At 68.4% G+C, this 8,652-nt stretch carries 10 protein-coding genes and 1 pseudogene; 7 read left to right on the forward strand and 4 right to left on the reverse strand.

Annotated features, from left to right (window positions below; translation table 11 throughout):
- The 4 genes from DQP58_RS24815 to DQP58_RS24830 all read right to left on the reverse strand — a co-directional run.
- The coding region (locus DQP58_RS24815; RefSeq protein WP_112710756.1) for a sigma-70 family RNA polymerase sigma factor at positions 1-614 on the reverse strand (614 nt) is incomplete at its 3' end.
- Entirely contained in the window at positions 611-1,207 is a 597-nt protein-coding gene (locus tag DQP58_RS24820) for a carboxymuconolactone decarboxylase family protein (protein WP_112710757.1), read from the reverse strand. The genes DQP58_RS24820 and DQP58_RS24815, both read right to left, overlap by 4 nt.
- Before the next feature lie 83 nt (positions 1,208-1,290).
- Entirely contained in the window at positions 1,291-1,605 is a 315-nt protein-coding gene (locus DQP58_RS24825; RefSeq protein ID WP_112710758.1) for a type II toxin-antitoxin system VapB family antitoxin, read from the reverse strand.
- A gap of 140 nt (positions 1,606-1,745) precedes the next feature.
- The gene (locus DQP58_RS24830) at positions 1,746-2,300 is read right to left on the reverse strand and encodes a TetR/AcrR family transcriptional regulator (RefSeq protein ID WP_240630123.1); all 555 of its coding nucleotides are present in this window, start codon (positions 2,298-2,300) and stop codon (positions 1,746-1,748) included.
- Between the two features lie 108 nt (positions 2,301-2,408).
- On the opposite strand from DQP58_RS24830, the gene DQP58_RS24835 reads away from it, so the two are divergent.
- The 7 genes and pseudogenes from DQP58_RS24835 to DQP58_RS24865 form a co-directional block, all read left to right on the forward strand.
- The gene (locus tag DQP58_RS24835; protein WP_112710760.1) at positions 2,409-3,278 is read left to right on the forward strand and encodes an SAM-dependent methyltransferase; all 870 of its coding nucleotides are present in this window, start codon (positions 2,409-2,411) and stop codon (positions 3,276-3,278) included.
- Positions 3,279-3,556: 278 nt separating this feature from the next.
- Positions 3,557-4,588, forward strand: coding sequence for a heat-inducible transcriptional repressor HrcA (gene hrcA, locus DQP58_RS24840; RefSeq protein WP_066867767.1), 1,032 nt, complete (start codon positions 3,557-3,559; stop codon positions 4,586-4,588).
- Positions 4,589-4,645: 57 nt separating this feature from the next.
- Entirely contained in the window at positions 4,646-5,794 is a 1,149-nt protein-coding gene (gene dnaJ / locus DQP58_RS24845; protein ID WP_067022746.1) for a molecular chaperone DnaJ, read from the forward strand.
- A gap of 23 nt (positions 5,795-5,817) precedes the next feature.
- Positions 5,818-6,666 (forward strand): 16S rRNA (uracil(1498)-N(3))-methyltransferase, encoded by an 849-nt coding sequence (locus tag DQP58_RS24850; protein WP_112710761.1) that lies wholly within the window; start codon positions 5,818-5,820, stop codon positions 6,664-6,666.
- A 56-nt stretch (positions 6,667-6,722) separates the two neighbouring features.
- Positions 6,723-7,781, forward strand: coding sequence for a PhoH family protein (locus tag DQP58_RS24855; protein ID WP_112710762.1), 1,059 nt, complete (start codon positions 6,723-6,725; stop codon positions 7,779-7,781).
- 20 nt (positions 7,782-7,801) lie between these two features.
- Positions 7,802-8,335: an rRNA maturation RNase YbeY gene (gene ybeY / locus DQP58_RS24860; protein ID WP_066869564.1), complete on the forward strand. Its 534-nt coding sequence runs from the start codon at positions 7,802-7,804 to the stop codon at positions 8,333-8,335.
- Between the two features lie 50 nt (positions 8,336-8,385).
- Positions 8,386-8,652: pseudogene (locus DQP58_RS24865) on the forward strand (hypothetical protein); the annotation flags it as partial.

Below are 8,652 nucleotides of genomic sequence, written 5' to 3' on the forward strand. Positions count from 1 at the left end.
ACCACGTCGGGATCGAGCACCGAAACCAGGCGGTCGAAGTCGCCGCTGCGCCCCGCCGCGAAGAACGCGTCGACCACCTCGCGTTGCGCGGCCACCGCGCCCTCGGGCGACGGTTCGGCCTGCTCGATCCGGCGCCGCGCCCGGCTGGCCAGCTTGCGGGCCGCCTCCGGCGTCCGCTCGACGATGTCCGCGATCTGCTCGAACGGCACCGTGAAGACATCGTGCAGCACGAACGCCAGCCGCTCGGCCGGCGGCAACGTATCCAACACCACGAACAGCGCCAGCCCCACCGCGTCGGCCAGCATCGCGCGGCGCTCGGGGTCGAATTCGCCGTCCGCCTCCACGATCGGATCGGGCAGGCGGCCGAGATGTTCCTCGCCGCCCCGGGTCCGGCGGTCGCGCAACATGTTCAGGCAGATGCGCGCCACCACCGTGGTCAGCCAGGCGTCGAGATTGACGACGCCGTCCACGCCGGCGGTACGGCTCAGGCGCAACCAGGCCTCCTGCACCGCGTCCTGGGCGTCGTCGATCGAGCCCAGCATGCGGTAGGCGATGGCGCCCAGCTGGGGCCGGGCCGCCTCGAAGCGTGCCGCCAGGGACGCATCCGCCGTCATCGGCGGTCGGTCTCGGGCAGGGCGCACACCCGGTCACCGGAGAAGCCCGACGACCCGATGTCGAGCGCGATGTTGAAGCGGGCGCGCAGGTTGCCCAGCGTGATGACGTGGGTCAGGCCGACCAGCTGGGCGGTATCGAAGTGTGCGCGCAGCGCGTCGAAAAGCTCATCGGTCACCTCGACGGGTGTGCGGCTGATCGCGGTGGCGTACTGCAGGATCAGCTTGTCGACGTCGGAGAAGCACGGCGCATGCTGGTAGTTGGCCAGGGCCAGCAGCTCCTCGTCGGTGATGCCCCAATGCCGGGCGATCTGAGAGCCGAGGTCGATGCAGTACTCGCAGCGCACCGTCGTCGCCGCTTTCAGCTCGGCCAGCGCCCGCTCGCGGGGAGTGAGGACGTCGAGTTTCGACTCGGCCTGCTCCAACCTGCCGTAGGCGTTGAGCAGCCGCGGGATGTGCGCATACATCCGCAGCGGTTCCAGCATCCCAGCGGTTTCCAGCCCGGTCATCTGTGCGAGCTTGCGCCTCGTGAAAAAGAAGGCGATCTTGGCGCCGAGTCCGGCGTCGCGGTCGGAGACTCCTTGCAGCCGTGGCATGGCGGCCCTCCTGGCAAGTTGTGGCGGAAACCAACGTCCTTACTAGGTCGACACGCGGCGAGGCCCGAACGTGACCACTCGAATCACCTCGGTGGGTGCGGCGACATATCCATGTCGTATACGCGTGCGTGCAGCACGGTGCGGTTCCGCAGCGCGGCGCGCACCGCGCGATGCAGGCCGTCCTCGAGGTAGGTGATGCCCTTCCACCGCACCGCGTGCGGGAAGAGGTCGCCGTAGAAGGTGGAGTCCTCGGAGAGCAGACGGTCCAGCGCGAGCACCGTTGTGGTGGTGACCAATTCGTCGAGCCGGATCTGCTGGGGCGGTATCTGCGACCAATCCCGATACGAGAGGTTGTGCTCGGGATACGGCTTGCCGTCGCGCACGCCCTTGAAGATCATCGGCCGACCCTTCCCGAATCGTTGCTCTGGCCCGACCGGTTCATTCTGGAAAGGCTAGCTGTTGCCGGCTAGGAGGTTGTTGACACCAGGGGTGAAGATTGCGGATCCGCACTCCCGCCTGCTCGTGGTCTCAATGCCGGCTAGATCCGCCGTAGAAGTTCACGCCCCAGCTCGAGGGATGCCCGGAAGCACTCGTCATCGGTCAGTTCGAGATCGCCCATCATCGCCGAACTCCAGCCGACTGTCAGGAGCGCTTGACGTGCGTAGAACGTGTCGAGCGGGTTGTGGTCCGGAGTGGTCATCTCCTGCGCCAGCAGACGCATCCCCTCGCGCATCGTGAAGGCCGATTCGTGTCTGCCGAAGGCGGCCTGGTTCGTGTAGAAGAAGCGGGCCATGTCGCGCCCGACCTCATGCAGGAGCGTCCCGTAGCGGACCAGGATCTCCTCTCTGGTCTTCCGTCCCGCTGGTTGCTCTCGCGCCCACTGGACGATCTCCTCGATGCCCTCGGGCAAGGATGCAAACAGGTCGGTAACGATGTCTTGCTTCGTCTGGAAGTGGTAGTACAGGGCCGCCTTGGTGACTCCGAGACGCTCGGCGATTTCCCGCATCGAGGTCTTGTCGTAGCCCTGCTCTGTGAAGAGCTCCATGGCTACCGAGCGGATCCGGGAACGAGTGTCGGTACGACGGCGGTCCACACCCACTCCTCACTAGATTACTTGACGGCCGGTAAGGCATGTGCCTAGCCTCCTCGCAAGGCTAACCGACCGGTAAGCAAGCAGTTGTCCGAAGCGCGAGGAGACTCGATGACATCGCACCGCAGGGCTCCACTAAGCGGAATCCCGCTGACCGCGTTGGGCGTGGCCATGATTCGAGCCCGTGAGTCCGCCCGCGAGGACCGGCTCTACGACGACCCGTACGCAGCCGCCTTCGCCGATGCTGCACGTGAGGCGTTCCTTGACCCGAACGCACCTGACGAAGCCGCCACGCGGTGGGCCCAGGTGGAGCGGCTTGTCGATCAGTTCTACGAGGGGCGGACGCTGGGAGTTCGAGCCGTCGACGACCGCGTCCATGCCTGGGTAGACGCCGGGGGCAAGCAACTCGTCATGCTGGGTGCGGGCCTGGACACCAGGGCGTATCGAATGGGTCTCCCGGCCGCCCTGCGGTGGTTCGAGCTTGACCTGCCGGAGATATTCAGGCTCAAGGAGCCGGTGCTGAACAGTGTTGGTGCGGTACCGACCTGTGACCGTCGCGTCGTGGCGGTCGATTTGCGCACGGACTGGGCGCCGGCACTGCTGGCTGCAGGGTACGACCCGGACCTACCCGCCGCGTGGGTAGACGAGGGCGTGATCCCCTACTTGTCACGAGACGAAGCGACCGAGGTGGTGGCGACGATCACGCGACTTTCGGCGCCCGGCAGTGAGTTCGGGACCGTAAGTGTCAACGTGGACGAATCTCAGAAGCGGTACCGCGACCTGAAGCGGCTCGTCGCGACCGGGTCCGACGATCGGCCAACTGTCCGGGGACTGGGCCCTCAGGCTCAGGACTGGTTGGAGCGCAATGGCTGGCGGACCGAGTTCCGCGCCTGGGACGAGAGTGTCAAGCCCTACGGACGCGCCGCAACGATTACCGGAGACCCGAGCAGCGGCGCGATCCACGCCGTGCGCCGCGACTGAGTCGACCCACGCCGCGTGGCAGCGCCGACAATGGCGCCGTGCGTCTCGATGCGTGTGCCACCTGAGGAAACCACCCGCAGCCGGCCTACCCGAAGGCGTCACCAACCCTCCTGACCTGACGGGACGCCGCCGGTCGTCCGGCGAGCAGACGCAAAAGCACCCGACACGCGGCCGGGGAGCGAGCTTGTGCGTCTGGTCGCGCTTCGCCGGTGAGGTCGGCACCGCACGAGACCGTAAAATGAATCCGGTCAAGGCGGTATCGAAGGAGGTGGCGGCCGGTGGGAAGTGCCGATGACCGTCGGTTTGAGGTGCTGCGCGCCATCGTGGCCGACTTCGTCGCCACCAAAGAACCGATCGGTTCCAAAGCGTTGGTGGAGCGCCATAACCTCGGCGTCTCGTCCGCGACCGTCCGCAACGACATGGCGGTGCTCGAGGCCGAGGGCTACATCACCCAGCCGCACACCAGTTCCGGACGGGTGCCCACCGAGAAGGGCTACCGCGAATTCGTCGACCGGCTCGACGACGTCAAGCCCCTGTCGTCGGCCGAACGGCGCGCGATCCAGAGCTTCCTCGAGTCCGGGGTCGACCTCGATGATGTCCTGCGCCGGGCGGTGCGGCTGCTGGCGCAACTGACCCGGCAGGTGGCCGTCGTGCAGTACCCCACGGCGTCGTCGTCCACCGTGCGCCACCTCGAGGTGATCGCCCTGACCCCGGCCCGGCTCCTGATGGTCGTCATCACCGACTCCGGCCGGGTCGACCAGCGGGTCGTCGAACTCGGCGACGTCATCGACGAGCACGAACTGGCCCAGCTGCGCGAGATGCTCGGCCAGGCGCTGGTGGGCAAGAAGCTGTCGGCCGCCTCCGTCGCGGTGGCCGACCTCGCCGGACAGCTGCGCAGCCCGGACGGCCTGGGCGACGCCGTCGGTCGGTCGGCGACGGTGTTGCTGGAATCGCTCGTCGAACACACCGAAGAGCGCCTGTTGTTGGGCGGTACCGCCAACCTGACCCGGAACGCGGCCGATTTCGGTGGCTCGTTGCGCTCCATCCTGGAGGCGCTCGAAGAGCAGGTGGTGGTGTTGCGATTGCTGGCTGCCCAGCAGGAAGCCGGTAAGGTGACGGTGCGCATCGGCCACGAGACGGCCGCCGAGCAGATATTGGGCACCTCCGTGGTGACCACCGCCTACGGCACTTCCGACACCGTTTACGGGGGAATGGGTGTGCTGGGGCCCACCCGGATGGACTATCCGGGAACTATCGCCAGCGTTGCTGCGGTTGCCATGTATATCGGCGAAGTCCTGGGTGCTCGATGAACGCGCACCCGCAGGGTGGGTAGGCGCGGGGAAAGACCAGGTATAGGAGAGTCAAGCGTGGCACGCGATTACTACGGGCTGCTCGGCGTGAGCAGAAACGCCAGCGACGCGGAGATCAAGCGCGCGTACCGCAAGCTGGCGCGCGAACTGCATCCGGACGTCAACCCCGATGAGGCCGCGCAGGCGAAATTCAAGGAGATCAGCGTCGCCTACGAGGTGCTGAGCGACCCCGAGAAGCGGCGGATCGTCGACCTCGGCGGCGATCCGATGGAGAACGCGGCCGCGGCGGGCGGTGGTTTCGGCGCCGGATTCGGTGGCCTGGGCGATGTGTTCGAGGCCTTCTTCGGTGGCGGCTTCAGCGGCGGCGCGACCTCCCGCGGCCCGATCGGGCGGGTACGGCCGGGCTCGGACTCGCTGCTGCGTATGCGCCTCGACCTCGAAGAGTGTGCGACCGGCGTGACCAAGCAGGTCACCGTCGACACCGCGGTGCTCTGCGATCGATGCCAAGGCAAGGGCACCAACGGCGACTCCGCGCCGGTCCCCTGCGACACCTGCGGCGGTCGCGGCGAGGTGCAGACCGTGCAGCGCTCGCTGCTGGGCCAGGTGATGACGTCCCGGCCGTGCCCGACCTGCCGTGGCGTCGGCGTCGTCATCCCCGACCCGTGCCATCAGTGCATGGGCGACGGCCGGGTGCGGGCCCGCCGCGAGATCAGTGTCAAGATCCCCGCGGGTGTCGGCGACGGCATGCGCGTGCGGCTCGCCGCCCAGGGTGAGGTCGGGCCCGGCGGTGGCCCGGCCGGCGACCTCTACGTCGAGGTCCACGAACAGCCCCACGACGTCTTCGTCCGCGAAGGCGACGATCTGCACTGCACGGTTTCGGTGCCGATGGTCGATGCGGCGCTGGGCGCCACCGTCACCGTCGACGCCATCTTGGACGGCGTCAGCGAGATCACCATCCCGCCCGGCACCCAACCGGCGTCGGTCATCACCCTGCGCGGCCACGGGATGCCGCACCTGCGCTCCGGCACCCGCGGCGATCTGCATGTGCACGTCGAGGTCGTCGTTCCGGCCCGGCTGGACCACCGCGACACCGAACTGCTGCGCGAGTTCAAGACCCGCCGCAACCGCGACGTGCCCGAGGTCCGCTCGACGCACGCCGGGGGCGGCTTGTTCAGCCGGCTGCGCGAAACCTTCACCGGACGCTAGCGGGGAGCCGCGAAGGCGCGCACATGGTCGCGACCCTGTTCTACCTCGGCGATCTGCCCGAGCCCGGCTCGCTGGCCGTGCTGGGCGGTGACGAGGGTTTCCACGCCGCGACCGTGCGGCGCATCCGCCCCGGCGAGCGGCTGGTGCTGGGCGACGGCGCCGGGGCCCTGGCCCACTGCGAGGTCGAGCACGCCGGGCGCGACGGGCTGCGCGCGCGGGTGCTCGAACGCTGGACCGTTCCCCCGGGATCCCCGCGGGTGACGGTGGTCCAGGCGCTGCCGAAGTCGGAGCGCTCGGAGCTGGCCATCGAGTTGGCCACCGAAGCGGGCGCCGACGCGTTCCTGGCCTGGCAAGCCGCGCGGTGCGTGGCCAACTGGCAGGGCAACCGGGTCGACAAGGGTTTGCGGCGATGGCGTGCCGTCGCCCGGTCGGCGGCCCGGCAATCCCGTCGGGCGCACATCCCGCCGGTCGACGGCGTGCTGTCCACCGCCGAGCTCACCCGGCGGATCCGCGACGAGGTGGCCGCCGGCGCCACGGCGCTCGCCCTGCACGAGTCGGCCACCGACCGGCTCGCGGATGTCGGGCTGGCCCAAGCGACGTCGCTGCTGCTGGTGGTCGGTCCGGAAGGCGGCATCGCGGAGGACGAGATGGCGGCGCTGTCCGAGGCGGGTGCGACGGCGGTGCGGCTCGGGCCCCAGGTGCTGCGGACGTCGAGCGCCGCGGCGGTCGCGCTGGGCGCCCTCGGCGTGCTGACCTCGAGGTGGGACCAGGGCGGCGACGTCCCGGCAAACGGCCACACGCTGCGGGTTCGCGACACCGACCCGACTTCGAGTACGTTGCTGAACGCTGACCAATCCGGGCCCTCGGCGTAGACTGAGACGGCCCAGCAACCCACCGACAAACCGAGAAAGCAGGCATCGAGAGCCACGTGACGCCCCGCGAGACCAGCGCTGCTGACGCAGCCGGAGCCGTCCCGGCCTCTGCTCAGGTTCGCAGCAGCATCGACGTTCCGCCCGATGTCGTGATGGGCTTGTTGGGTTCGGCCGACCAAAACCTGCGGGCCCTCGAGCGCAGCCTGAAAGCCGACCTGCACGTGCGTGGCAACGCGGTCACCGTCGCGGGTGAGCCCGCCGACGTCGCGCTCGCCGAGCGGGTGATCTCCGAGCTGGTCGCCATCGTCGCCGGCGGTCAGCCGTTGACCCCGGAGGTGGTTCGCCACAGCGTCGCCATGCTGGCCGGCACGGACAACGAGTCACCGGCCGAAGTGCTCACGCTGGACATTTTGTCGCGGCGGGGAAAGACCATCCGGCCCAAGACGCTCAACCAGAAGCGCTACGTCGACGCCATCGACGCCAACACCATCGTCTTCGGGGTCGGCCCGGCCGGCACCGGCAAGACCTATCTGGCGATGGCCAAGGCGGTCAACGCGCTGCAGACCAAACAGGTCAGCCGCATCATTCTGACCCGCCCGGCCGTGGAAGCCGGTGAGCGCCTTGGCTTTTTGCCCGGCACGCTGAGCGAGAAGATCGACCCGTATCTGCGGCCGCTGTATGACGCGCTCTACGACATGATGGATCCCGAGCTGATCCCCAAGCTGATGACCGCCGGGGTCATCGAGGTGGCGCCGCTGGCCTACATGCGGGGGCGCACGTTGAACTCCGCGTTCATCGTCCTCGACGAGGCGCAGAACACCACCGCCGAGCAGATGAAGATGTTCCTCACCCGGCTCGGCTTCGGATCCAAGATCGTCGTCACCGGCGACATCACCCAGGTCGACCTGCCGGGCGGCGCCAAGTCGGGCCTGCGCTCGGCGATGGAAATCCTGGACAGCGTCGATGACATCCACGTCGCGGAGCTGACCAGCGTGGACGTGGTACGCCACCGGCTGGTCTCGGAGATCGTCGACGCCTATGCGAAATTTGACGAGCCCGGCCTGACAATGAACCGGGCGGCGCGGCGCGCGACGGGCTCGCGCGGTCGTCGATGATGGTGCGGTGAGCGGATTTTATGAGCATTGAGGTATCCAACGAATCGGGTATCGACGTCTCCGAGGCCGAGCTGATCAGCGTCGCGCGGTTCGTCATCGCCAAGATGGACGTCAACCCGGCGGCCGAGCTGTCGATGGTGCTGCTGGACACCGCCGCGATGGCCGACCTGCACATGCGCTGGATGGACCTGCCCGGCCCGACGGACGTGATGAGCTTTCCGATGGACGAGCTCGAGCCGGGCGGGCGCCCGGACGCTCCCGAGCCGGGGCCCTCGATGCTGGGCGACATCGTGCTGTGCCCGGAATTCGCGGCCGGCCAGGCCGCCTCGGCGGGGCACAGCCTGGGACACGAGCTGGCGTTGCTGACCATCCACGGGGTGCTGCATCTGATCGGCTACGACCACGGCGAGCCGGACGAGGAAAAGGAGATGTTCGCCCTGCAGGACCGGTTGCTCGAAGAGTGGGTCGCCGAGCAGGTCGAGGCCTACCACCAGGACCGCCAATCCGAACGCGACCGCCGATTGCTCGACAAGTCAAGGTATTTCGACCATTGAGGCCACTTCGCATCCTGGCGGCCGCCGCCATCGCCTTCGCACCGCTGTCGATGGTGGTCACCACCACCGCTCCGGTGGCGCAGGCGGCCCCGTGCGCGGGCGCCGGGTCGAACCCGGATTCCTGCCAGCACTGCATGTTTTACGTGAACGCCTATCACACCGCGAACGTGTGCAACGAGGATCGCCGCGGGGTCCAGGGGCCTCCGAGCAACGCGCCCACGCCGGTGCCGGAAGTTCCCATTCCGGTGTACGAGCCGCCCCCGATGCCGCCGCCGGCGCACAACCCCCTGGTCCTCCCGCCGCCCAACGCGGGTCAG

The sequence above is a fragment of the Mycobacterium colombiense genome (assembly GCF_003284975.1).
GTDB lineage: Bacteria > Actinomycetota > Actinomycetes > Mycobacteriales > Mycobacteriaceae > Mycobacterium > Mycobacterium europaeum_A.